This is a genomic window from Agreia sp. Leaf283, from assembly GCF_001422485.1.
Lineage (GTDB): Bacteria > Actinomycetota > Actinomycetes > Actinomycetales > Microbacteriaceae > Agreia.
In genome coordinates, this window is the sequence record NZ_LMNF01000002.1 from 122,752 (window position 1) to 145,147 (window position 22,396).

The following is a 22,396-nucleotide window of genomic DNA, read 5'->3' on the forward strand; positions in this document are numbered from 1 at the left end:
ATAACGACAGAAACGGCCCTCCCCGAAGGGAGGACCGTTTCTGATCTCGTATGCGAGCCGATCTAGTGGTGGCCGCTTCCGCTCTCGAGTTCCTTCGGGCTGACCGGCGCGATGCGGTCTTCGAAGAACCACCGGGAGAGTCCGGCGCGGAAACGCTGCACAGCGGTGATCTGGCCGCGTGCGTTGGGCCGGATCATGAGCGGCTGGTAGTCGTTGTAGTCGATCAGCTTCCACCGCTCGTACTCGTCGACGGGCTGGTGCACCTCGATGTACTCGCCACCGGGCAGTCGAACGATGCGACCGGACTCGAAGCCGTGAAGCGCGATCTCGCGATCCTTCTTCTGGAGAGCGAGGCAGACGCGCTTGGTGACCAGGTATCCGATGATCGGTCCGAGGATGAGGAGCGCCTGGTTGACGTGGATGACACCCTCGATCGACAGCTGGAAGTGCGTGGCGATGATGTCGGAGCTTGCAGCACCCCAGAGAGCGGCGTAGAACAGCACGCCGGCGACGCCGATCGCGGTGCGGGTCGGCGCATTGCGCGGGCGGTCGAGCAGGTGGTGCTCCCGCTTGTCGCCGGTGATCCATGCCTCGATGAACGGGTAGACCAGCACTACAACGATGAAGCCGGTGAGGATCAGCACAGGGATGATGATGTTGAACGACCAGGTGCGGTTCCAGAGCTCGAACTCGAGTCCGGGCGGCATCAGACGCAGGGCGCCGTCGGCGAATCCGATGTACCAGTCGGGCTGCGTTCCCGCAGACACGGGCGACGGGTCGTACGGGCCGTAGTTCCAGATCGGGTTGATCGTGAAGAACGTTCCCATGAGAGCGATCACGCCGAAGACGATGAAGAAGAATCCGCCGGCCTTGGCAGCGAACATCGGCAGGATGGGGGAGCCGACGACGTTGTCCTTCGTCTGGCCCGGGCCCGACCACTGCGTGTGCTTGTGCACGACGACGAAGACGAGGTGGAGCGCGAGCATGACGGCAAGGATCGCGGGCAGCAGGAGGATGTGCAGCGAATACAGTCGGCCGACGATGTCTGTTCCCGGGAACTCTCCTCCGAAGAGCAGGAACGAGATCCAGGTGCCGACGACGGGGAGGCCCTTGATGAGGCCGTCGATGATGCGCAGTCCGTTACCGGAGAGCAGGTCGTCGGGAAGCGAGTAGCCGGTGAAGCCCTCGGCCAGCGCCAGGATGAAGAGGATGAACCCGATGACCCAGTTCAGCTCACGCGGCTTGCGGAAGGCGCCGGTGAAGTAGATGCGCAGCATGTGGATGCCGATGGCCGCGATGAAGGTCAGGGCCGCCCAGTGGTGGATCTGGCGGATGAGCAGGCCACCGCGCACATCGAACGAGATGTTCAGCGTCGACGACATCGCCGTGGACATCTCCACGCCCTTCAGTGGCACGTAGGAGCCGTTGTAGACCACCTCGGCCATGGACGCCTGGAAGAAGAACGTGAGGAACGTTCCCGTGAGGAGGATGACGACGAAGCTGTAGAGCGCGACCTCGCCGAGCATGAACGACCAGTGGTCGGGGAAGATCTTGCGACCGAACTCCTTGACGACGCCCGAGATGCTCGTGCGCTCGTCGATGTAGTTCGCGGCAGCCTCCGTGAAGCGGCTGGACGTGCTTCGCGGCGCGGACGGCCGTGTCGGCGCTGCGGCTGGTGCTGGTGCCGTCTCCGGCGTGGTCACTGTACTCATGATGAAGATCGCTCCCAGAAGCTCGGGCCGACGGGTTCGTGGAAATCGCTCTGGGCGATCAGGTAGCCTTCGCCGTCGACGGCGATCGGCAGCTGCGGCAGTGCACGCTTCGCCGGTCCGAAGATGACCTTGCACTCTTCGGTGACGTCGAATGTCGACTGGTGGCAGGGGCACAGCAGGTGATGCGTCTGCTGCTCGTAGAGCGCGACGGGGCATCCGACGTGCGTGCAGATCTTCGAGTAGGCGACGATGCCGTCGTACGACCAGCCCGCGCGCTCCGGGCTCTCCTTGAGCTTGGCCGGGTCGAGGCGCATCAGGAGGACGGAGGCCTTCGCCTTCTCCTCGAGACGGTGCTCGGACTCGTTCAGTCCCTCGGGGATGACATGGAACGCGGACCCGAGCGTGACGTCGGATGCCTTGATCGGCAGGCCGGACGGGTCGAGGGTCAGGCGGGCGCCCTTCTCCCACATGGTGTGCTCGAGCAGCTCGACGGGGTTCTCGTCTTGAGGGCCCCAGCCGCGGAAGAGGACGACCGCGGGGAGGGGGAAGGCGACGAGGGCGCCGAGGAGTGTGTTGCGAACGAGTGTGCGGCGGCCGAAGCCCGATTCCTCGTTGGCCTCCTTGAAGATCTCGACAGCACGGGCGCGAGTCTCGTCGCTGCCGCGCACGGCATGACGCTGGTCGATGCCCTCCTGGTTGGCCATGAGGCTCTTCGACCAGTGCACGGCACCGAGACCGAGGCCGAAGAGGGCGAGGACGATGCCGAGGCCGAGCATCATCGTGTGAAGTCGCAGGGCTCCGGTGTCGCCGTCTTCGATGGGGAAGGCCATGTACGACGCGATGGCGAAGATGCTGCCGACGATCGAGAGGTAGAAGAAGGTGTAGACCTGTCGTTCGGCCTTCTTCTCGGCCTTGGGATCGGTGTCGGTCACGCGCGGACGGTGAGCCGGGAAACCCGGGTTCTCGAACGTCTCGGTGGGGACGACGGCCGTGCCAGGAGCTGCCGTCTCGTGCGAGACGCCAGCCGACGAAACAGCGGTGATGTCCTTGCCGCTCAGATCGTCATGTGCCATGTGATTGCCTTTCGAGCTTTTCTTCGAGGAAGTCCCTGTCGGGAACGTCCTCGCCTCGGTGAAGAATGTGTGCGCGGCAGGGCCGCCGGACTAGTTGGACTTCGCCGTGAGCCAGACGGTCAGGGCGACGATGGCACCCAGGCCGAAGATCCACACGAAGAGTCCCTCGGCCACGGGGCCGAGGCTGCCGAGTTCGTATCCGCCCGGGGACGGGTTCTTCTCGAGGTACTTGAGGTACGTGATGACATCGCGCTTGTCTTCGGGCGACAGGTTCTTGTCGTTGAAGACGGGCATGTTCTGGGGGCCGGTGACCATGGCCTCGTAGATGTGCACGGCGGCGACACCGGTCAACGCGGGCGCGAACTTGCCCTCGGTGAGCGCTCCACCGGCTCCGGCGACGTTGTGGCACATGGCGCAGTTGATGCGGAAGAGTTCGGCGCCGTTCGTGGCATCGCCTTCGCCGTCGAGCAGGCTCTCGTCGGGAACGGCGGGGCCGGGGGAGAGGGAGGCGACGTAGGCGGCGAGCGCCTCGGTGTCTTCGGCCGTGAACTGCGGCGCCTTCTCCATGGCCTGCGGGCCCTGCATCGCCATCGGCATGCGTCCCGTTCCCACCTGGAAGTCGACCGAGGCCGCGCCCACGCCGAGGAGGCTGGGGCCTTCGCCGGTGCCCTGGAGGTCGAGTCCGTGGCAGCTGGCGCAGTTCGCGGCGAAGAGCTTCTTGCCCTCGTCGATGGTGGTCTGAGATGCGGTGCTCGTCTCGGCCGTGGCCGTGCTGCTGAACAGCGCGTATCCACCGCCCGTGAACAGGAGTCCGATTGCGATCAGGGCAACAGTCGCCAGGGGATGACGTCTGTTTGCCGTGCTGCTCTTTCGGGCCATTCTCTTCACTCTTTTCACAACTCTCTTGATGCGTCGACCGGGGTTCGGGTGGGGGCCGGTTGATCTATTTCAGCACGTAGATGACGAGGAACAGGCCGATCCAGACCACGTCGACGAAGTGCCAGTAGTACGACACGACGATGGCGCTCGTCGCCTCGCGGTGCCCCATGTTCTTGACGGCGAAGATGCGGCCGATCACGAGCAGGAATGCGATGAGGCCGCCGGTGACGTGGAGGCCGTGGAAACCGGTGGTGAGGTAGAAGGCGGAGCCGTACGCGCTGGAGCTGATGGAGATGCCCTCGGACACCAGCGTCGCGTACTCGAAGATCTGGCCCGACACGAAGATCGCGCCGAGCAGGTAGGTGAGGAAGAACCACTCGGTGGTGCCCCACTTGTTCGGCTGCCACCCCGTGGCGCGCGCCTGGAGACGCTCTGCTGCGAACACTCCCGCCTGGCAGGTGAACGAGCTCGCCACGAGGATGATCGTGTTCACCAGCGAGAACGGCACGTTGAGAACACTCGACTCGCTCTCCCACAGCGGACCGGAAGTGCTGCGGAGCGTGAAGTAGATGGCGAAGAGGCCGGCGAAGAACATCACCTCGCTTCCGAGCCACACGATTGTGCCCACTGCCACGACGTTCGGTCGTTGGATCAGCGGGGCACTCGAAGTCTGGGTCAGGGAGCTGCTCGTCACTTCTCCATTATGTCCGATATCAGCACAGGGTTTTTGCATTTGGGTGTGAGTGGCGCAGCCCATTGACACCCGGGCGGAAGCCGTTCGGCCTTTAGAATCAGGCTATGGCGTACTCACAGTCCTGGTCCGAAATCCTTTCCTCGCTTCTCGCCCGGGAGGACCTCTCGGTCTCCGAGGCGTCGTGGGCGATGGACCAGGTGATGACGGGCCAGGCATCCGACGCGCAGCTCGCCGCATTCCTCATCGCCCTCCGGGCCAAGGGGGAGACGGTCGACGAAATCGTCGGATTCCGTGATGCGGTCCTCGAGCACGCTGTCAGCCTCGACGTCGACCCGATGGCCCTCGACATCGTCGGAACGGGGGGAGACAGGCACGGCACGGTGAACGTCTCCACCATGGCGTCGATCGTCGCCGCCGCGTCGGGCGTGCCGGTGGTCAAGCACGGAAACCGCGCCGCCAGCTCGAAGTCGGGATCCTCCGATGTGCTGCAGGCCCTCGGCGTCGACCTCGACATCACCAACGTGCGAACGGCAGAGGTCCTCGACGAGGCGGGGATCACCTTCGCGTTCGCCTCGAAGTTCCACCCCGGCTTCGGCAACGTCGCGAATGTGAGACGCGAGCTGGGCGTGCCCACCGTCTTCAACTACCTGGGCCCGCTGTGCAATCCTGCCCGACCCGAGGCATCCGCTGTGGGGGTGGCGCAGCTCGACCGCGTGCCCATCTTCGTGGGCGTCTTCCAGACGCGCGGCGCCACGGCTCTGGTGTTCCGCGGCGACGACGGGCTCGACGAGCTGACCACGACAGGGCACAGCCACATCTGGGAGGTCTCTCTCGGAGCGGTCGTCGAGCATGACCTCGATCCTCGCGACCTCGGCATCGCCCGTGCCCAGATCGGCGATCTGCTCGGCGGCGACGCCGAGCACAATGCCGACATCGCACGCCGCGTGCTCCAGGGGGAGACCGGGCCGGTGAGGGACATCGTTCTGCTCAACGCCGCAGCGGGACTCGTGGCCTTCGACCTCGCCTCGGACCCGGAGCAGGGCCGGCGGCCGATCATCGAGCGTCTGCGCGAGAAAATGGCCGCCGCCGCCCGGACGATCGATTCCGGTGCGGCGACGGCCACTCTCGACACGTGGGCCGAAGCCACGCGTCACTGACTCACTGGGTGTCTTCGTCGACCCAGTCGAGGGTCTTTGTGACGGCCTTCTTCCAGTTGCGCAGCAGGCGGTCGCGCTCCGCCGCATCCATGCTCGGAGTCCAGCGCTTGTCCTCCTGCCAGTTGTCGCGCAGTTCGTCGAGGGTCGACCAGAAGCCGACGGCCAGGCCGGCCGCGTAGGCGGCGCCCAGTGCCGTGGTCTCGGCCACGACCGGGCGCACGACGGGCACGTCGAGGATGTCGGCCTGGAACTGCATCAGACGGTCGTTGGCGGATGCTCCGCCGTCGACCTTGAGCTCGGTGAGCGGCACGCCAGAATCGGCATTCACGGCATCCAGGACCTCGCGCGTCTGGAACGCGATCGCCTCGATCGCGGCCCGCGCGATGTGGCCCTTGTTCACGTAGCGGGTCAGTCCGACCAGCGCGCCCCGGGCATCCGATCGCCAGTGCGGCGCGAACAGGCCCGAGAACGCGGGCACGAAGTAGGCGCCGCCGTTGTCGTCGACCGTGTCGGCGAGTGCCTCCACCTCGGGAGCCGACGAGATGATGCCCAGGTTGTCGCGCAGCCACTGGATGAGGGAGCCGGTGACGGCGATGGAGCCTTCGAGGGCGTAGTGGGTCTCGCCGTCGCCGAGCTTGTAGCCGATGGTGGTGAGCAGGCCGTTCTCGCTTTTGACGATGTCGGTTCCGGTGTTGAAGATCAAGAAGTTTCCGGTGCCGTAGGTGTTCAGACTCGAGTCGTGGACGAGCCCATACGTCTCCGAGGAGCTCTTCACCTCGGGCAGCATCGACTTCGGCACGTTGAACACCGCGAGGATGTCGTCGTCCCACTCGAGCGTCTCGAGGTTCAGGAAGAGGGTGCGGCTGGCATTCGTGACGTCGGTGATGTGCACGCCGCCATCCACGCCGCCGGTCAGGTTCCAGGTCACCCAGCTGTCGGTGGTGCCGAACAGCAGGTCACCGGCTTCGGCGCGTTCACGGGCGCCTTCGACGTTCTCGAGGATCCAGACGATCTTGGTGCCGGCGAAGTACGTCGACAGGGGGAGGCCGACGATGTCCTTGAACCGGTCGACGCCTCCGTCGGCGGCGAAGCGGTCGACGATCTCCTGGGTGCGGGTGTCCTGCCAGACGATGGCGTTGTAGACGGGTTCGCCGGTGTTCTTGTCCCAGACCACGGCTGTTTCGCGCTGGTTGGTGATGCCGACGGCCTTGATGTTGTGGCGCGTGATGTTGGCCTTCGACAGGGCCTGGCCGATGACCTCACGCGTGTTGTCCCAGATCTCCTTGGGGTTGTGCTCGACCCAGCCCGCCTTGGGGAAGATCTGCTCGTGCTCGAGCTGTCCGGTCGAGACGATCGAGCCCGAGTGGTCGAAGACGATCGCCCTGGTGCTGGTCGTGCCCTGGTCGATCGCGAGAATGTAGTCCGTCATTGTCTAACTCCTTTGTTGAGTCCTGAGGTTCGTGGGTGACACGAGAGCGGGCCCGTCACGATCATGTGCGGGCCCGCTGTGTGTCAGGTGAGGATGGGGAGGAGCGGTACGGCGGCGAGGCCGGCGAGGACGCCTCCGATGATGGGGCCGACGACGGGCACCCAGGAGTAGGACCAGTCGGAGGAGCCCTTGCCCTTGATCGGGAGGATGAAGTGCGCGATGCGCGGTCCGAGGTCACGGGCCGGGTTGATGGCGTAGCCGGTCGGGCCACCGAGGGATGCGCCGATCGCGATCACGAGGATCGCGACGGGAAGAGCACCCAGGGCTGCAAGACCACCCTCGCCCTGCCTGCCGCCACCGAAGCCGATGACCACGAACACCAGCACGAACGTTCCGATGATCTCCGTGATCAGGTTCCACCCGTAGGAGCGGATCGCCGGTCCCGTGGAGAACACACCGAGCTTGTTCGCCGCGTCGGGTTCCTCGTCGAAGTGCTGCTTGTACGCGAGCCACACGAACACGGCACCGATGATCGCACCGAGCAGCTGAGCTGCGATGTAGGTGAGGATCGACGCGATGTTCACGGGCACACCGGAGCCGAACTCGGTCGCGCCGTTCGCGACCAGGCCGAGGGTCACGGCCGGGTTCAGGTGCGCACCACTGTTGTACGAGACGATCACACCGGAGAACACGGCGAAGCCCCACCCGATGTTGACCATCAGGAACCCGCCATTGAAACCCTTGTTCTTCACCAGAGCGACGTTCGCGACGACACCGCAGCCGAGAAGAACGAGCAGGGCTGTGCCTACCAGTTCAGAGAGAAATACAACACCGAGATTGTCCACGTCGACCTTCCTTCGTGTGACGCCTATGTCACGTTGTGCAGAACCCCACATCAAGCGGGTGACTACACCATATCCGCAGGAATCTGCGGCGCATACGGTCTGAGGCAAAAGTCGAGGCACTTCCGTCGAACTCGAGCGAACAAGTAGATTTGGCAGTGCGAGCTGCGCTCCCGCGCGGCTCCCTGAGCCGTTCCAGGCCCAGGTCGCACGGCACCATCAAAGAGGATTGCCACTCATGAAGAAACTCATCAACGATCCGCGTCGCGTGGTCGAAGAAGCCGTCGCCGGATTCGAGGCCGCCCACGGCGACCTGGTCACCGTCTCTCACGATCCCATCTACATCGCCCGCAAGGATGCGCCGCGACAGGGCAAGGTCGCCCTCGTCAGCGGCGGCGGAAGCGGGCACGAGCCGCTGCACGGCGGTTTCGTCGGCTTCGGAATGCTCGACGCCGCCGTTCCCGGCCCCGTGTTCACCTCGCCGACTCCCGATCCCATCCTCGCGGCCACGAAGGCCGTCGACGGGGGAGCAGGAGTGCTGCACATCGTCAAGAACTACACCGGCGACGTGCTCAACTTCGAGACGGCAGCAGACCTCGCCTTAGCGGATGGCATCGACGTGCAGACCGTGATCGTCGACGACGACGTCGCGGTCAAGGATTCGCTGTACACGGCGGGACGTCGCGGTGTCGCGGGCACGGTCCTCGTCGAGAAGATCGCCGGCGCAGCGGCGGAGAGGGGCGACGACCTCGCCTCGGTCGCCGCGATCGCGACCCGGGTCAATTCCGTGACGAGGTCGATGGGAGTCGCCCTGACCCCGTGCGTCGTCCCGCACGCGGGGGAGCCGAGCTTCACGCTGGCCGACGACGAGATCGAGATCGGCATCGGCATCCACGGCGAGCCCGGGCGGGAGCGCATCAAGATCGAGCCCGCAGACGCGATCGTCGACAGGATCCTCGCCCCGATCGTCGACGACCTTCCCTTCGCGTCGGGCGACCGGGTCCTGCTCTTCGTCAACGGCCTGGGCGGCACTCCGCAAGTGGAGCTCTACATCGTCTTCCGTCGCGCCGCCGAAGCTCTGGCCGAGCGCGGCATCACCGTCTCGCGCACACTCGTCGGCAACTTCGTGACCTCGCTCGAGATGCAGGGCATGAGCATCACGGTCATGAGGCTCGACGACGAGCTCGAGCAGCTCTGGGACGCGCCCGTGCAGACCGCCGCACTGCGGTGGGGAAGGTAGACGACATGACATTGGACACGGCATGGGCCGTTCGGTGGATCAGGGCGAGTGCCGCCGTCGTCTCCGAGCACCGGGTCGAACTCATCACGCTCGACCGCGACATCGGCGACGGCGACCACGGTGAGAATCTCGATCGCGGTTTCTCGGCCGTTCTGCCGAAGCTCGACGATCTCGCAGACGATGCCACCCCGGCCGATGCGCTCAAGCTCGTCGCGACGACGCTCATCTCGACCGTCGGTGGCGCGGCGGGCCCGCTGTACGGAACCGCGTACCTGAAGGCGGCGGGCGCGATCGCAGGTCAGGCCGAGCTCGACGGTGCGGCGATCGTGGCGCTGCTCACGGCCGCCCGTGACGGCGTGGTTCTGCGAGGCAAGGCCGCCCCGGGCGACAAGACCATGGTGGATGCCTGGACGCCCGCCGTCGACGCGGCCGCGGCCGCCCTGTCGAACGGCTCGGACGAAGCCGGAATACTCGACGCCGCCGCGACAGCCGCGGAGGCCGGAGCCCGGGCCACGGAGCCGCTGGTCGCGCACAAGGGTCGGGCGAGCTACCTGGGGGAGAGGGCCATCGGGCATCGCGATCCCGGTGCGCAGTCCTCGGCCCTGCTCCTTCGTTCCGCCGCCGACGCGGCGACGGACTCCTGATATGGCGGCGACTGCGGCACGGGTCGGGCTGGTCTTCGTCTCGCACAGTTCGAAGATCGCGGAGGGGCTGGTCGAGCTCGCGCAGCAGATGGCGGGCGCCACGGCGATGGCAGCCGCCGGAGGCACCGACGAGGGCGGAATAGGCACGAGCTTCGAGCGCGTCGGGCAGGCCATCTCCTCTGTCGATTCGGGAGGGGGCGTCGTCGTGCTGTGCGACCTGGGCTCGGCCATCCTCACCGCCGAGACGGCGAGGGACTTCCTCGACGACGACGTGCGCGATCGCGTGGTGATCGTGGATGCCCCGCTCGTCGAGGGGGCCGTCGCCGCATCCGTCGAGGCCGAGTCGGGCGCCGACCTCGCCGCGGTGGTGGCCGCCGCCCGGTCTGCGATCAACGCGTTCTCAGCGGACGACCCGCATCCGGTGGCCGACGAGACGACGTCGGGGTACTCCCGCAGCGTGACCATCGTGAACACCGACGGGCTTCACGCCCGGCCGGCCGCCGAATTCGTGAAGCTGGCGAATTCGCTCGGTGTTCCGGTCACGGTCAACGGGGCGGATGCGCGAAGCCTGCTGGGCATCATGTCGATGGGGCTCGTGAAGGGCCGATCGGTCGAGCTGTCGACGCCGAGCCCCGACGGCAGGGCCGCGGTGGATGCGCTGGCCGAGCTCGTGGAGTCGGGTTTCGGCGAGTCGTAGTCACTCTGTGCAATACAGCGGCTGCCGACTCCGAGGCGCGGGGGAGAGGTCAGGCCTCCTGCCACAGCTCGATGCGATTGCCGTCGGGATCGACGACCCAGCCGAACCGGCCGACCCCGTCCATCGTCTCGGTGCGCGGGTCGACCTCGGCGCCCGCTGAGCGGAGCTGCTCGAGCATCGCGTCGAGGTCGGCGATGCGGAAGTTCAGCATCACCTGCTGCGAGAGGGATCCGAGATAGTCGCTCGTGCGGTCGAACGTCGCGAGGATCGTGGGACCGGCCAGCTGCTGCCACGGGTCCGAAGGATCGGTGCCGATTCCGAGATTGTCGCGGTACCAGGCCGACAGGGCGTCGGGATCCGACGAACGCAGGAAGACTCCGCCGATTCCGAGAACTCGCTCCATGCCGACATCCTGCCGCCGAGCTTGTGGCTGTGTAAAGAGGCCCGTTCCCTGAGCTTGTCCAATGGCGCAGGTTTCGGGCCGGTCGCGTAGCCCTGAGGCCTTCTGAACAGATGTGTTGACATAATGTGCATTATCGGTCATTTGGTGGATGCGGCGGAGCGGGGCTGATCAGCGACCGTGAGCCGGTGTGCGCCGGTTGCCTGACGGCCTGCGCGCGACGGCTCCGTGCGCTCCGACGCGGACCACCTCGGGGCTCGCTTGATAACCAGGGCTGATTGTGTCGTGGTGAACGCACGTGCTGACGGGCCTGCAGTACGCGGGTCACGCATCCATGGCCCTCGCTCGAGCATATAAATCTCTTGACATAATGAAATGACGGACCGGCGCCGGCTTATCTGACGGATGTCAGGCGCCCACGTACCGTGCAAGATACTCGCCCGTCAGGGTCGAGCGTGCCGCGACGAGCTCAGACGGCGTTCCTTCGAAGACCACGGTGCCGCCATCGTGACCGGCGCCGGGGCCGATGTCGATGATCCAGTCGGCGTGAGCCATGACCGCCTGGTGGTGCTCGATGACGATCACCGACTTTCCGGAATCGACCAGCCGGTCGAGAAGGCCGAGCAGCTGTTCGACGTCGGCGAGGTGAAGCCCGGTGGTCGGTTCGTCGAGGATGTAGACGCCGCCCTGCTCCGCCATGTGAGTGGCGAGCTTCAGCCGTTGCCTCTCGCCTCCCGAGAGGGTGTTCAGCGGCTGTCCGAGACGGATGTATCCCAGACCTACATCTGCCAGCCGCTCCAGGATCGACTGGGCGGCCGGCGTGCGTGAGTCGCCGGTCGAGAAATACAGCAGCGCCTCGTCGACGCTCATGCCGAGGACCTCGCTGATGTCCCGCCCGTTCAGGTGGTAATCGAGCACGGATGCGTCGAAGCGCCGGCCCTCGCAGACCTCGCAGGTGGTGGTGACGGAGGCCATCATGCCGAGGTCGGTGACGATCACGCCGGAGCCGTTGCAGTTCGGGCAGGCCCCCTCCGAGTTCGCGCTGAACAGGGCGGGCTTCACGCCGTTCGCCTTGGCGAAGGCCTTGCGGATGGGCTCGAGCAGGCCCGTGTACGTCGCCGGATTGCTGCGCCGAGACCCGCGGATGGCGCCCTGGTCGACGGAGACGACGCCGTCTCGGCCGGCGATCGAGCCGTGGATGAGCGAGCTCTTGCCCGACCCCGCGACGCCCGTGATGACAGCGAGGACGCCGGTGGGAACATCGACGTCGACGTCGCGCAGGTTGTGCGTTCGCGCCCCGCGGATCTGCAGGGCTCCTGTGCGTGCTCGCACGCTCTTCTTGAGTGTGTGTCGGTCGTCAAAATGGATGCCGGTCAGGGTGCCGCTCCCCCGCAGCCCATCGACGGTGCCCTCGAAGCACACCTCGCCGCCCGCGGTGCCCGCGCGCGGCCCGAGGTCGACGATGTGGTCGGCGATGGCGATCGTCTCGGGTTTGTGCTCGACGACGAGAACGGTGTTGCCCTTGTCGCGCAGCTGCAGGAGGAGGCCGTTCATGCTCTGGATGTCGTGGGGGTGCAGACCGATGGTCGGCTCGTCGAAGACGTAGGTGACGTCGGTCAGGGAAGAGCCCAGGTGCCGGATCATCTTCGTGCGCTGCGCCTCGCCGCCTGAGAGCGTGCCCGCGGGTCGATCGAGCGAGAGGTATCCGAGCCCGATCTCGACGAAGGAGTCGAGCGTGTGCTGCAGGCCGCTCAACAGGGGCGCGACCGACGGCTCGTCGATCGTGCGCACCCACTCCGCGAGATCGCTGATCTGCATGGCACAGGCATCCGCGATGTTGATCTCGCCGATACGAGACGAGCGCGCTCCCTCGTTGAGACGCGTGCCCGAGCACTCCGGGCAGGTCGTGAAGGTGACCGCCCGGTCGACGAAGGCCCGGATGTGGGGCTGCATGGCCTCCCTGTCCTTCGACAGGAACGACTTCTGCACCTTGGGGACCAGTCCCTCGTAGGTCATGTTGATGTCGCCGACCTTGACCTTGACGGGCTCGTGGTAGAGAAAGTCGTCGAGCTCCTTCGTCGTGTAGTCGCGGATCGGCTTGTCGGCGTCGAGGAAGCCGGAGCCCGAGAAGATGCGCACGCCCCAGCCGTCGGCCGTGTATCCCGGAATGGTCAGGGCGCCCTCGTTGAGCGATCTGCTGTCGTCGTAGAGCTGGGTGAGGTCGATGTCGTTGACCTTGCCCATGCCCTCGCAGCGCGGGCACATGCCCCCGGTGACCGTGAAGCTGCGGCGCTCCTTGACCTCTCGCCCGCCTTTCTCCATGGTCACGGCGCCGGCGCCGCTGACCGAGGGCACGTTGAAGGCGAAGGCCTGGGGCGAGCCGAGGTGGGGGTGCCCCAGCCGACTGAAGACGATCCTCAGCATCGCGTTCGTATCGGTCGCCGTACCGACCGTCGAGCGGGAGTTGGCCCCCATGCGTTCCTGATCGACGATGATCGCGGTCGTCACGCCCTCGAGTAGATCGACGTCGGGACGGGCGAGCGTCGGCATGAACCCCTGCAGGAACGCGCTGTAGGTCTCGTTGATCATGCGCTGCGACTCGGCGGCGATCGTGGCGAACACCAGAGAGCTCTTACCCGACCCCGAGACGCCGGTGAAGACGGTGAGGCGTCGTTTCGGGATGTCGACGCTGACGTTCTTCAGATTGTTCTCGCGGGCACCCTGCACACGGATGCGGTCGTGGTTGTCGGCTGCCGTGCTCATGGATTCCCTCTCGTCGAACAGTCAGCAGGATGCGATCTGGCCGCGAAGGAGCCGAGCGAGGTTCTCGGGTTCGACCGGGTCGGTGGTCGTCTCGAGCTCACGCAGGCTCCACCACCGCTCGTCGATGATGTCGACCTTCTCCTCGGGCGTCCAGTTCGCCCGATCGATCTCGAATCGCCGGGTGCGAAAGGAATACCACATCTCGTGGTGCGCGGCCCAGACGCCGGGAGCCCGCTCGGCCACGAAGTCGCGGGTCGTGAACGGTGCTCCCGGATCGTCGATGGCGAGGCCGGTCTCCTCGAAGAGTTCGCGAATGGCGGCGGTGCGATGGTCCTCGCCGGGCTCGAGGTGCCCGCCGGTCGTCAGCCAGCGAGCGGGATAGCCGTCGACATCGTGGCGTGTCAGCATGAGCAGCACGTGGTCGTACTGATCGACGAGAAGCACTCGCGACTTCGCATAGACGATGTCGGTGGTCGTGGCGTGCGCGCTCATGCCGGCCTGTCGGTCTTCGAACTCAGTCGACGGGAGTGAAGTCGCTGATGTCGCCGACGTACCGCGTGTGGTTCGCGGGAATCGGCTCGACGGCGGCGAGGGCGACCTCGGCGGCGAACTCCCCCACGTTGTACAGGCGGCCGGCCGACTCCTTGCGAGAACTGATCGCGCCGGGATTCGCCCGCTCGAGGAGGGTGGCGGTGATCGTTCCCTCGATCATGTCTCCCGAGACGACGACGAAGTCGATGCCCTTCTCGTCGAGCTCGGGAATGAGTGCGCGGAGCGCGTCTTCGCCGGCACGCTTCGAGAGGGCCACCGGCACGTATTCCGGCATGGTCTCGGTCGTGTGGATGAAGTGCGCCTGGTGGCTGGTGACGAAGACGACTCGTGAACCCGGGGCCAGGAGCGGCACGGCGCTGGTGAGCACGTTGAGCTGGGCGTCGCGGTTGAGGGTCATGGCGTAGTCGGCAGCCATGCCGCCCTCCATGCCGCCCGAGGCGTTGAGGACGAGAACGTCGAGCCCGCCGAACTCCGACTGGATGCGTTCGAACAGCTGCGCGACCGAGGCGGGGTCGGTGAGGTCGGCTCCGACCGTGATGGCCTCTCCCCCGGACTCTGCGATCTTCGCGGCCAGCTTGAGGGCTCGCGCCTCTTTGTTGCGGAAGTTGATGGCGACCCGAGCGCCGGCTGCGGCGAAGTACGACACGGTGTCGGCGCCGATTCCGCGCGACGAGCCGGTGACGAGCACGCGTTTCGCGGCCATGGATTCGGGTTGCAGGGGGTTTGTTGACACTCTCGGTGCTCCTTTGACTCTGGCTCCCGAGACTACCAAGTCAGGGTCATGCTCTCAGGCGTTGCTGGTAGTTTTGAGGAATACATCGACGAGAGGAGTCGTGTACAGATGGTCGAATTCCTGGCGTCCTACGCGTGGACGATCTGGCTGGCGCTGATACTGGTCTTTCTCATCGTCGAGATGTTCAGTCTCGAGTTCACGTTCCTCATGATCGCCCTGGGCAGCGTCGGCGGTCTCGTCTCCAGCCTCGTCGGGGTCCCCTGGTTCTTCCAGATCCTTATCGCTGCGGCGATCTCCCTCTTGCTCATCTTCACCATCCGCCCGCCGCTGCTCAGAGCCCTTCGACGCGGCGGCGACCCCACGAAGAGCAACGTGGATGCGCTCATCGGGCTCGAGGGCATCGTCACGACGCGGCTCACGGAGCGCGGCGGTCACGTCAAGCTCTCCAACGGAGACATCTGGACGGCGCGGGTCTCCCCCATCACCGACGCGGCGGACGTCGACCTCGGCCAGAGGGTGCTTGTCACCGCCATCGATGGGGCCACGGCGTTCGTCGTCCCCGCAGAAAGGACAGCGCTGTGACCGGTTCGGATTCCTCACTCGTCGGACAGATCGTGGTGACCGCGATCATCGTGGTGATCGTCATCTTCGTCCTGGTGATTCTCGCTCGCTCGATCCGCATCATTCCGCAGGCCACGGCCGGAGTCGTGGAGCGTCTCGGCGCATATCACAAGACCCTCGAGCCGGGCCTCCGGGTGCTCGTCCCCTTCATCGACCGTCTCCGTCCCCTCATCGACCTGCGCGAGCAGGTCGTCTCGTTCCCGCCGCAGCCCGTGATCACCGAGGACAACCTCGTCGTGTCGATCGACACGGTGGTGTTCTTCCAGGTGACCGACGCTCGCGCCGCCACCTACGAGATCGCCAACTACCTCGGCGCGGTCGAGCAACTTGCAACCACGACATTGCGCAACGTCGTCGGTGGCCTCAACCTCGAACAGGCGCTCACCAGCCGCGACGAGATCAACGGACAGCTGCGCATCGTGCTCGACGAGGCCACAGGAAAGTGGGGCATCCGCGTCGGACGGGTCGAGCTGAAGGCGATCGATCCTCCCCTCTCGATCCAGGATTCGATGGAGAAGCAGATGCGCGCCGAACGTGAGCGTCGTGCCGTGATCCTCACCGCGGAGGGCACGAAGCAGTCCGCGATCCTCGAGGCCGAAGGGCATCGACAGGGCGAGATCCTGCGTGCCGAGGGCGATGCCCAAGCGGCCGTGCTGCGCGCGAAGGGCGAGGCCGAGGCGATCACCACGGTGTTCGGGGCGATCCACCAGGGTGAGCCCGACCAGCTGCTCCTCGCCTACCAGTACCTGCAGACCCTTCCGAAGCTCGCCGAGGGTTCGGCGAACAAACTCTGGATCATCCCGAGCGAACTCACCGAGGCGCTCAAGGGAATCGGGCAGGCATTCGGCGACCGTGGCCCGACGACACCGACCAGCTGACCGCGGCGGGTGGTTCTCGCCGCCCGCTCCGCGGGTGCTGGCGCACCGCGGTCTCGCCCTCGACGTGCCCGAGAACACGCTCGCGTCGTTCGATGCCGCGCTGCGCCGAGGCGCGATCTACCTCGAGACCGACGTGCACGCATCCCTCGACGGCGTGGCGATGATCGCGCACGACCCGAGCCTGCTCAGAGTCGCCGGCATCGACGCCGAGGTCGCGGATATGACAACCGATGAGTTGCAGAAGGTCGACCTGGGCGACGGCCATCGCATGCCGACCCTCGTCGACGCCCTGAGAGCCTTTCCGCAGGCGCGGTTCAACATCGACGTGAAGTCGCAGCGCGCAGGAGTCGCGATCGCGCGTGCCGTGATCGAGGCGGGCGCCGCCGATCGCGTGCTCGTGACGTCGTTCTCGGCCGCCCGCCGGGCCGCGGCAGTCGGTCTCCTGCCGGGCGTCGCGAACTCGGCCAGCGCGCCTCGATTCGTCGCCATCCTCGCTCTGGCCAAGCTCGGCATCCTCCGATTCGTGCCCTGGGCGATCGGCGGCGTCGACGCCGTGCAGGTGCCCCCGAGGCGCGGCCGGCTCTCGATCGCGACGCCGCGAGTCGTGCGTGCGCTCCACCGCCGAGGCGTCGAGATGCACGTGTGGACCGTCAACGACCCCGACGAGATGCGACGCCTTCTCGCGCTGGGCGTCGACGGCATCGTGACGGACAGGTGCGATCTCGCACTCGACGTCGTCGGAAGCCTGGCCGCAGACCGCTCGCCGCTTCCGCCCGCCTGACCCTGCAGACTCTCTGGGAGAGTTCTGGTAAAGCTCCGGCTGGGAAGAATTACCCCTGTTCTGGGGTTTATAACGGTGTAAGCAACGCGAGAAAGGACCACACAATGGCGGATCGCAGCTTGCGCGGCATGAGACTCGGAGGCCAAAGCCTCCAGACCGAAGAAGGCGTCGTCTTCTCCCCGCGCTTGACCCACACGTATCACTGTTCCTCCTGCGGAAAAGACACCGACATGGTGTTCTCCGCAGAGGCCGAGGCTCCCGACACTTGGGAGTGCAAGTACTGCAGCATGGAAGCCACACGCATGGTCGGGTCGGAGCCCGTCGTCGTCGAACACGCGGAGTCCAAGACGCCGCGCAGCCACTGGGACATGCTGCTCGAGCGTCGCACCCGCGCAGAGCTCGAAGAGCTCCTCGAGGAGCGGCTCAGCTACCTTCGGGCCCGTCGTGGCCAGAAGGTCAACGCCTAGTCCTCAGCACGGCACGATTCAGCGCCCCGGTCAGCGACAGCTGGCACGGGGCGCTTGTCAGTTAAGCCGTCGTCGGGCGGCGGTAGTGGTCAGGGAGAGCAGCAGTCCCGCGAGGCCGAGCCCCGACACGAGGAGTTCTATGCCCGCGCCCAGGAGGGTCGCCGGGCTTGTCTGAGTCGCGAGCGGAACGTCCGCGATGATCGATCCGGCCTCGTAGGGGGCGATGGATGCGATGGTCGAGCCGTCGGGGGCGATGATCGCGCTGGTGCCCACCGTGGAGATGTTCACGACGCTGCGCCCCGTCTCGACGGCACGGAGCCGGGCGATGGCCAACTGCTGCAGGTTCTCGTCGGTCTTGCCGAAGTCGGCATTGTTCGTCTGGGCCAGGATGACCTGGGCCCCGTCGCCCATCATCTCCCGGGCGACAGCGTCGTCGGTGATGTCGAAGCAGATGGAGATTCCCGCGATCACGCCGTTGATGTCGAAGACGGTGTCGGTGGTTCCCTTCGAGTAGTCGCGCGTCACGAGGTCGACCAGGTCGGGAACGATCGCTCGGAAGATCGCTCGGGCGGGCATGTATTCGGCGAACGGAACGGGGTGGCGCTTGTCGTAGTGGTCGACCGACCCGCTGCCGGCCTTCCAGAGCAGCGAGGTGTTGAAGTAGGCGTTCTCCGACGGGTTGGTGATCGTGCCCACGATGAACGGCGCGTTCATGGCCTCGCTCAGGTAGTCGAGCTGGTTGGCCGCCAATTGCGATCGTGCGGGGTCGAGGTCGGAGCCGTTCTCGGGCCACACGACCATGTCGACCTTCTGATCGATGATCTTCAGCGTCTCGGCGGTCTGGTCGCTCAGCACGTCGCCTGCGGCCCGCCCGGAGAACAGCGACGCGTCGGTGTTGCCCTGCACGGCGGCGATGCGCGACGTGCCCTCTGTCGGCGCGTACCAGGCCGGCACCGCGAGCGTGGCGACGATGGCGACCGCGGCCCACAGTGCTCGAGTTCTCGCGAGGACGCCGGGTGTGCGGGCGAGTTCGATGAGGAACGCGACGAGCCAGACCATCACGAAAGAGAGCCCGGAGAATCCGATCCAGGCCACGAGCGACGCGTACGGGCTCTCGGACTGGGAGAAGACGACGCGTCCCCACGAGAATCCGCCCTCGGGCCAGACGGCTGTGAGGGCCTCCCTGGCCGTCCAGAGTCCGGCGACCACGACGGGCAGCATCAGAAGCCGGATGCCGGTGCGCGGCCAGGTGATCGAGGCACGACCGTAGACGACGGCGATCAGCGCCGCGCCGATGGCGAAGAAGATCGACTGCAGAATCGCCAGGGCCAGCCACGGGATCGGCCCGAGATACAGCGTGAGCCAGAAGATGTGCACGCCCCAGAAGGAGAAGCCGCCGACGAGGCCGATCAGCAGAGCGCCCCAGAACCGCCGACCTATCAGGGAGACGAGCACGAGCCCGATTCCCAGGAACGTGACCGGCCAGACATCCTTGTCGGGGAAGCCCGTGTCGAGGGCCACTCCCCCGGCCGCCGCCGTGAGGAGCGCGAGCCAGTACGGCATGATCGGGCGGGCGCGCTCGACGGCGCCTTCGACGACCATGCTCACGCCACCGACGAGTAGGCCACGATGCCGCGGCGGATGAGGTCGAGCGCGTCGCGGGCGGTTCGGGCTATCCGCGCATCCGGTTGTCCCTGGAGCTGGTCGAGCAGGTCGATGGTCTGCTTCGTCCAGCGCACGAAGTCTCCCGCCTGCATGTCGGCGTCGACCAGCACGTCGTCGAGTCGGGCGCCGCGGGCCCACTGGTGCATGGCCAGGCTGAGCCCGGTGGAGAGCGGAGCGCCCTCGGGCAGCCGGTGCCGCGCCTCGAGCTGCTGAAGCGAATCGAGGATGTGCCGGGTCGACTCGAGCGCTGCCCGGAACGTTCCCCGGGGAAGGAAGCGGTCGGCCCCCTCGTTCTCCTCCCGGCGCGGCTCGTAGACCAGGGCGCAGGCGATAGCGGCGAGTCCGGCCGCGTCGAGGTCTTTCCAGGCCTGTCTGCGCAGGCACTCGGCCACCAGCAGGTCTCGTTCGCCGTAGATGCGCTTCAGCGTTCGTCCCGTCGGCGTCAGGGTCATCTCGCCGTCGCCCTGCTCCGAGAGGTACCCGAGCTCGACGAGCACATCGGTGACGCGGTCGAAGACCTTGGAGATGGCTCCGGTCCGTGTGCTGATCTGCTGTGCGAGGCGGTCGGTCTCCTTCTTGAGGCGCCACCACCGCTCGGCCCACCGCGCGTGCTGCTCCCTGTCGGGGCACGAGTGCACGGGGTGCACCTTCAGCCTGCGACGGAGGTCGTTGATCTTCTTGGCCCTGGCGTCGCGATCGGCTCGGGACTGGCTGTCGGCGCGACCGGCTCCCGAGCGCTCGAGGTCGGTGATCTCGCGTCTGAGTGCCGCATACTCCGAGAAGTCGCCCCGGTCGCAGGCCATCGAGCGCGCATAGCCCGCGAGCGACTCCTCTTGCGAACGCAGCTTGCGGGCGAGGTCGACGACCGCCCTGTCGGCCTGGAACTGGGCGAACGACGACTCGAGGCTCTCGCGCGTGCGGGCGCGACCGAACTGCTCGATGAGGTTGACGGCCATGTTGTACGTGGGGCGGAAGCTCGAGTTGAGGGGGTAGCTGCGCCTCGACGCCAGCGAGGCGATCGCCTGGGGGTCGAGCCCTTCTCTCCACTGGATGACGGAGTGGCCCTCCACGTCGATACCCCGGCGTCCTGCCCGACCCGTGAGCTGCGTGTACTCCCCCGGTGTGATGGGCACGCGGGCCTCGCCGTTGAACTTCTCGAGCTTCTCGAGAACGACGGTGCGTGCCGGCATGTTGATTCCGAGAGCCAGGGTCTCGGTCGCGAAGACGACCTTCACCAGCTTCTTCTGGAACAGCTCTTCGACGACCTCTTTGAAGGCGGGAAGCAGACCGGCATGATGGGCGGCCACGCCGCGCTGGAGGCCCTCGAGCCATTCCCAGTAGCCGAGCACGGCCAGGTCCTCGTCGAGGATCGTGCGGCAGCGCTCCTCTACGATGTCGCGGATCTCGTCGCGCTCGTCGGCCGTGGTGAGCCGGATGCCGGCTCGCAGCACCTGCTTGACGGCCTGGTCGCATCCGACCCTCGAGAACACGAAGAAGATCGCCGGCAGCAGATTCTGCCGATCGAGCATCTCGATGACCTCTGGTCTGTCGGCGCGCTCCTGCGCCGCGCCACCGCGGTGGTACGACCCGCCGCCGCGCCGGTCGCGTGAACCGCCCCGTCGATTCGATCCCTGGGGCATCGAGTTGCGGGCGATGCGCAGGAGTTCCGGATTGACTCTGTTCGTCGCCGCCTTGCCTGTGGCGTCGAACAGGTCGATGAGTTTGCTGCGCACCATCACGTGCTGGTCGAGGGGAACAGGCCTCTCTTCTGACACGATCACGGACGTTTCGCCGCGAACCGCCTGCAGCCAGTCGCCGAACTCCTCGGCGTTCGAGACGGTCGCGCTCAGCGACACGAGGCGCACGTCGGAGGACAGGTGGATGATCACCTCTTCCCAGACCGCACCACGGAATCGGTCGGCGAGGTAGTGCACCTCGTCCATCACGACGTAGGCCAGGTCGGTGAGCAGATCGGAATCGGCGTAGATCATGTTGCGCAGCACCTCGGTGGTCATCACCACGATGCGCGCCGACGCGTTGATGTTCGTGTCGCCGGTGAGCAGTCCGACGTTCTCCGGGCCGTACTCGGCCGTGAACTCCTGGAACTTCTGGTTGCTCAGGGCCTTGATCGGGGCGGTGTAGAAGACCTTCGCCCTCTTCTGCTGCATCGCCACATAGACGGCGAACTCCGCCACGACCGTCTTGCCCGCGCCGGTGGGCGCAGCGACGAGCACGCTGTCGCCTCCCTCGAGCGCGCCACAGGCCTCGAGCTGGAAGGTGTCGAGGCCGAAGTTCTTCTGCGCGGCGAAGGCGTCGAGCAGGGGCCGGCCCCCTCTCGCCCGACTGCGCGCATAGCGTTCGGAGGGCGACAGGGTGGCGGGATCGGATGCGGGCATCAGGCGGCCAATTCGGTTTCGAGGCGGCTGGCGGCCCGGGCGACGCGCCAGTCGTGGATCCACGCGACGCCGTAGGCCGCGAAGTAGAGCACGACCATGGGGATCGCGAGGAGGATCATCGCCGTGGGGTCGGCGGCGGGGGTGGCGATGGCCGTGAAGAGCACGATGGCGAGGATCGCGATGCGCCAGGACTTGATGATCGACGAGGCGCTGAGCACTCCGACGAAGTTGAGCAGCACGAGGAAGACGGGGAGGACGAACGCGATTCCGACGGCGAGCACGAGCTTGAGCACGAAGTCGTAGTAGCCGCGAGCCGTGATCAGGTTCGTGTCCTCAGACGGCGCGAAGCTCGCAAGCAGCACGACGATGTGGGGCAGCACGTACCACCCGGCGACGCAGCCGGCGAGGAACAGAGGAATGGACGCGCCGAGGAACCCGACGCTGTAGAGCTTCTCGCGCCGGGTGAGCCCGGGTACGAGGAACGCCCAGATCTGGTAGAGCCAGACGGGCGACGACACGACGAAGCCGATCGTCAACGCGATCTGCACCTTGAGGTCGAACGCCCCGCCGATGTTGTCCCAGTTGATGCTGGCGACCCGGCCCTGCTGCTCGCCGATCTCAGTGATCGGACCGCGGATCGCGTCGAGCACGAGGTCGGAGAGGAACCAGCCGGCGACAGCACCGAGCACGATGCCGATGGCGGCGATGAACAGCCTCTTGCGTAACTCGAGGAGATGCGCGCCGAGAGACATGCGCCCCTCGCGATTGGCACG

General features: G+C 66.4%; 21 protein-coding genes. 8 read left to right on the forward strand and 13 right to left on the reverse strand.

Translation table 11 applies throughout. The features are described 5' to 3' along the window. Nucleotides 1-62: 62 nt before the first annotated feature. From ASF51_RS09490 to ASF51_RS09505, 4 genes are all read right to left on the reverse strand, one after another. Nucleotides 63-1,712, reverse strand: coding sequence for a ubiquinol-cytochrome c reductase cytochrome b subunit (locus ASF51_RS09490; RefSeq protein WP_055928505.1), 1,650 nt, complete (start codon nucleotides 1,710-1,712; stop codon nucleotides 63-65). Continuing rightward, entirely contained in the window at nucleotides 1,709-2,785 is a 1,077-nt protein-coding gene (locus ASF51_RS09495; protein ID WP_055928508.1) for a ubiquinol-cytochrome c reductase iron-sulfur subunit, read from the reverse strand. The genes ASF51_RS09490 and ASF51_RS09495 overlap by 4 nt, the downstream gene beginning before the upstream one ends. A gap of 90 nt (nucleotides 2,786-2,875) precedes the next feature. Next, complete coding sequence (locus tag ASF51_RS09500; protein WP_055928511.1) at nucleotides 2,876-3,664, reverse strand: cytochrome c; 789 nt, start codon at nucleotides 3,662-3,664, stop codon at nucleotides 2,876-2,878. Nucleotides 3,665-3,728: 64 nt separating this feature from the next. Continuing rightward, nucleotides 3,729-4,397, reverse strand: coding sequence for a heme-copper oxidase subunit III (locus ASF51_RS09505; RefSeq protein ID WP_082479719.1), 669 nt, complete (start codon nucleotides 4,395-4,397; stop codon nucleotides 3,729-3,731). Between the two features lie 65 nt (nucleotides 4,398-4,462). Here ASF51_RS09505 and trpD point away from each other — a divergent pair, with 65 nt between their 5' ends. Further along, nucleotides 4,463-5,515: an anthranilate phosphoribosyltransferase gene (gene trpD, locus ASF51_RS09510; protein ID WP_055928514.1), complete on the forward strand. Its 1,053-nt coding sequence runs from the start codon at nucleotides 4,463-4,465 to the stop codon at nucleotides 5,513-5,515. A gap of 1 nt (nucleotide 5,516) precedes the next feature. On the opposite strand, the gene ASF51_RS09515 is transcribed toward trpD, so the two are convergent. Next, on the reverse strand, nucleotides 5,517-6,944 hold the full coding sequence (locus ASF51_RS09515; RefSeq protein WP_055928517.1) for an FGGY family carbohydrate kinase: 1,428 nt from the start codon (nucleotides 6,942-6,944) through the stop codon (nucleotides 5,517-5,519). A gap of 83 nt (nucleotides 6,945-7,027) precedes the next feature. Continuing rightward, complete coding sequence (locus ASF51_RS09520; protein ID WP_369797307.1) at nucleotides 7,028-7,789, reverse strand: MIP/aquaporin family protein; 762 nt, start codon at nucleotides 7,787-7,789, stop codon at nucleotides 7,028-7,030. Nucleotides 7,790-8,024: 235 nt separating this feature from the next. Here ASF51_RS09520 and dhaK point away from each other — a divergent pair, with 235 nt between their 5' ends. The 3 genes from dhaK to dhaM are packed head-to-tail and all read left to right on the forward strand — an operon-like array spanning nucleotide 8,025 to nucleotide 10,367. Then, nucleotides 8,025-9,026, forward strand: a complete 1,002-nt coding sequence (dhaK, locus tag ASF51_RS09525) for a dihydroxyacetone kinase subunit DhaK (RefSeq protein WP_055928523.1) — start codon at nucleotides 8,025-8,027, stop codon at nucleotides 9,024-9,026. Nucleotides 9,027-9,031: 5 nt separating this feature from the next. Beyond that, nucleotides 9,032-9,670 (forward strand): dihydroxyacetone kinase subunit DhaL, encoded by a 639-nt coding sequence (dhaL, locus tag ASF51_RS09530; protein WP_055928526.1) that lies wholly within the window; start codon nucleotides 9,032-9,034, stop codon nucleotides 9,668-9,670. Between the two features lies 1 nt (nucleotide 9,671). Then, nucleotides 9,672-10,367, forward strand: coding sequence for a dihydroxyacetone kinase phosphoryl donor subunit DhaM (gene dhaM, locus ASF51_RS09535; protein ID WP_055928529.1), 696 nt, complete (start codon nucleotides 9,672-9,674; stop codon nucleotides 10,365-10,367). 49 nt (nucleotides 10,368-10,416) lie between these two features. Here dhaM and ASF51_RS09540 read toward each other — a convergent pair whose 3' ends face one another. From ASF51_RS09540 to ASF51_RS09555, 4 genes are all read right to left on the reverse strand, one after another. Continuing rightward, the gene (locus ASF51_RS09540) at nucleotides 10,417-10,770 is read right to left on the reverse strand and encodes a VOC family protein (RefSeq protein ID WP_055928532.1); all 354 of its coding nucleotides are present in this window, start codon (nucleotides 10,768-10,770) and stop codon (nucleotides 10,417-10,419) included. Nucleotides 10,771-11,175: 405 nt separating this feature from the next. Beyond that, complete coding sequence (locus tag ASF51_RS09545; RefSeq protein ID WP_055928535.1) at nucleotides 11,176-13,530, reverse strand: excinuclease ABC subunit UvrA; 2,355 nt, start codon at nucleotides 13,528-13,530, stop codon at nucleotides 11,176-11,178. A gap of 21 nt (nucleotides 13,531-13,551) precedes the next feature. Beyond that, nucleotides 13,552-14,022: an NUDIX hydrolase gene (locus ASF51_RS09550; RefSeq protein ID WP_055928538.1), complete on the reverse strand. Its 471-nt coding sequence runs from the start codon at nucleotides 14,020-14,022 to the stop codon at nucleotides 13,552-13,554. 22 nt (nucleotides 14,023-14,044) lie between these two features. Then, nucleotides 14,045-14,785 carry an SDR family oxidoreductase gene (locus ASF51_RS09555; protein WP_055928540.1) on the reverse strand — a complete coding sequence of 247 codons (741 nt, stop codon included), beginning with the start codon at nucleotides 14,783-14,785 and terminating at the stop codon, nucleotides 14,045-14,047. 138 nt (nucleotides 14,786-14,923) lie between these two features. On the opposite strand from ASF51_RS09555, the gene ASF51_RS09560 reads away from it, so the two are divergent. The 4 genes from ASF51_RS09560 (at nucleotide 14,924) to ASF51_RS09575 (ending at nucleotide 17,562) form a co-directional block, all read left to right on the forward strand. After that, nucleotides 14,924-15,397: an NfeD family protein gene (locus tag ASF51_RS09560; RefSeq protein ID WP_055928542.1), complete on the forward strand. Its 474-nt coding sequence runs from the start codon at nucleotides 14,924-14,926 to the stop codon at nucleotides 15,395-15,397. A 29-nt stretch (nucleotides 15,398-15,426) separates the two neighbouring features. Beyond that, nucleotides 15,427-16,314, forward strand: a complete 888-nt coding sequence (locus tag ASF51_RS09565) for an SPFH domain-containing protein (protein ID WP_369797316.1) — start codon at nucleotides 15,427-15,429, stop codon at nucleotides 16,312-16,314. A 34-nt stretch (nucleotides 16,315-16,348) separates the two neighbouring features. Further along, entirely contained in the window at nucleotides 16,349-17,095 is a 747-nt protein-coding gene (locus tag ASF51_RS09570) for a glycerophosphodiester phosphodiesterase family protein (protein ID WP_235497206.1), read from the forward strand. A gap of 104 nt (nucleotides 17,096-17,199) precedes the next feature. Beyond that, nucleotides 17,200-17,562 carry an RNA polymerase-binding protein RbpA gene (locus ASF51_RS09575; RefSeq protein ID WP_055928551.1) on the forward strand — a complete coding sequence of 121 codons (363 nt, stop codon included), beginning with the start codon at nucleotides 17,200-17,202 and terminating at the stop codon, nucleotides 17,560-17,562. A 57-nt stretch (nucleotides 17,563-17,619) separates the two neighbouring features. On the opposite strand, the gene lnt is transcribed toward ASF51_RS09575, so the two are convergent. The 3 genes from lnt to tatC are packed head-to-tail and all read right to left on the reverse strand — an operon-like array spanning nucleotide 17,620 to nucleotide 22,375. Next, nucleotides 17,620-19,164, reverse strand: coding sequence for an apolipoprotein N-acyltransferase (gene lnt / locus ASF51_RS09580; RefSeq protein ID WP_055928554.1), 1,545 nt, complete (start codon nucleotides 19,162-19,164; stop codon nucleotides 17,620-17,622). A 2-nt stretch (nucleotides 19,165-19,166) separates the two neighbouring features. Beyond that, nucleotides 19,167-21,623 (reverse strand): RNA helicase, encoded by a 2,457-nt coding sequence (locus ASF51_RS09585; protein ID WP_055928559.1) that lies wholly within the window; start codon nucleotides 21,621-21,623, stop codon nucleotides 19,167-19,169. Beyond that, nucleotides 21,623-22,375 carry a twin-arginine translocase subunit TatC gene (tatC, locus tag ASF51_RS09590; protein ID WP_055928563.1) on the reverse strand — a complete coding sequence of 251 codons (753 nt, stop codon included), beginning with the start codon at nucleotides 22,373-22,375 and terminating at the stop codon, nucleotides 21,623-21,625. The genes ASF51_RS09585 and tatC overlap by 1 nt, the downstream gene beginning before the upstream one ends. Between the last annotated feature and the right edge of the window lie 21 nt (nucleotides 22,376-22,396).

Coding starts and splice junctions, on each gene's coding strand:
- ASF51_RS09490 (WP_055928505.1), bottom strand. CDS start 1,712: ATGAGTACAGTGACCACGCCGGAGACGGCACCAGCACCAGCCGCAGCG.
- ASF51_RS09495 (WP_055928508.1), bottom strand. CDS start 2,785: ATGGCACATGACGATCTGAGCGGCAAGGACATCACCGCTGTTTCGTCG.
- ASF51_RS09500 (WP_055928511.1), bottom strand. CDS start 3,664: ATGGCCCGAAAGAGCAGCACGGCAAACAGACGTCATCCCCTGGCGACT.
- ASF51_RS09505 (WP_082479719.1), bottom strand. CDS start 4,397: ATGCAAAAACCCTGTGCTGATATCGGACATAATGGAGAAGTGACGAGC.
- trpD (WP_055928514.1), top strand. CDS start 4,463: ATGGCGTACTCACAGTCCTGGTCCGAAATCCTTTCCTCGCTTCTCGCC.
- ASF51_RS09515 (WP_055928517.1), bottom strand. CDS start 6,944: ATGACGGACTACATTCTCGCGATCGACCAGGGCACGACCAGCACCAGG.
- dhaK (WP_055928523.1), top strand. CDS start 8,025: ATGAAGAAACTCATCAACGATCCGCGTCGCGTGGTCGAAGAAGCCGTC.
- dhaL (WP_055928526.1), top strand. CDS start 9,032: ATGACATTGGACACGGCATGGGCCGTTCGGTGGATCAGGGCGAGTGCC.
- dhaM (WP_055928529.1), top strand. CDS start 9,672: ATGGCGGCGACTGCGGCACGGGTCGGGCTGGTCTTCGTCTCGCACAGT.
- ASF51_RS09540 (WP_055928532.1), bottom strand. CDS start 10,770: ATGGAGCGAGTTCTCGGAATCGGCGGAGTCTTCCTGCGTTCGTCGGAT.
- ASF51_RS09545 (WP_055928535.1), bottom strand. CDS start 13,530: ATGAGCACGGCAGCCGACAACCACGACCGCATCCGTGTGCAGGGTGCC.
- ASF51_RS09550 (WP_055928538.1), bottom strand. CDS start 14,022: ATGAGCGCGCACGCCACGACCACCGACATCGTCTATGCGAAGTCGCGA.
- ASF51_RS09555 (WP_055928540.1), bottom strand. CDS start 14,785: ATGGCCGCGAAACGCGTGCTCGTCACCGGCTCGTCGCGCGGAATCGGC.
- ASF51_RS09560 (WP_055928542.1), top strand. CDS start 14,924: ATGGTCGAATTCCTGGCGTCCTACGCGTGGACGATCTGGCTGGCGCTG.
- ASF51_RS09575 (WP_055928551.1), top strand. CDS start 17,200: ATGGCGGATCGCAGCTTGCGCGGCATGAGACTCGGAGGCCAAAGCCTC.
- lnt (WP_055928554.1), bottom strand. CDS start 19,164: ATGGTCGTCGAAGGCGCCGTCGAGCGCGCCCGCCCGATCATGCCGTAC.
- ASF51_RS09585 (WP_055928559.1), bottom strand. CDS start 21,623: ATGCCCGCATCCGATCCCGCCACCCTGTCGCCCTCCGAACGCTATGCG.
- tatC (WP_055928563.1), bottom strand. CDS start 22,375: ATGTCTCTCGGCGCGCATCTCCTCGAGTTACGCAAGAGGCTGTTCATC.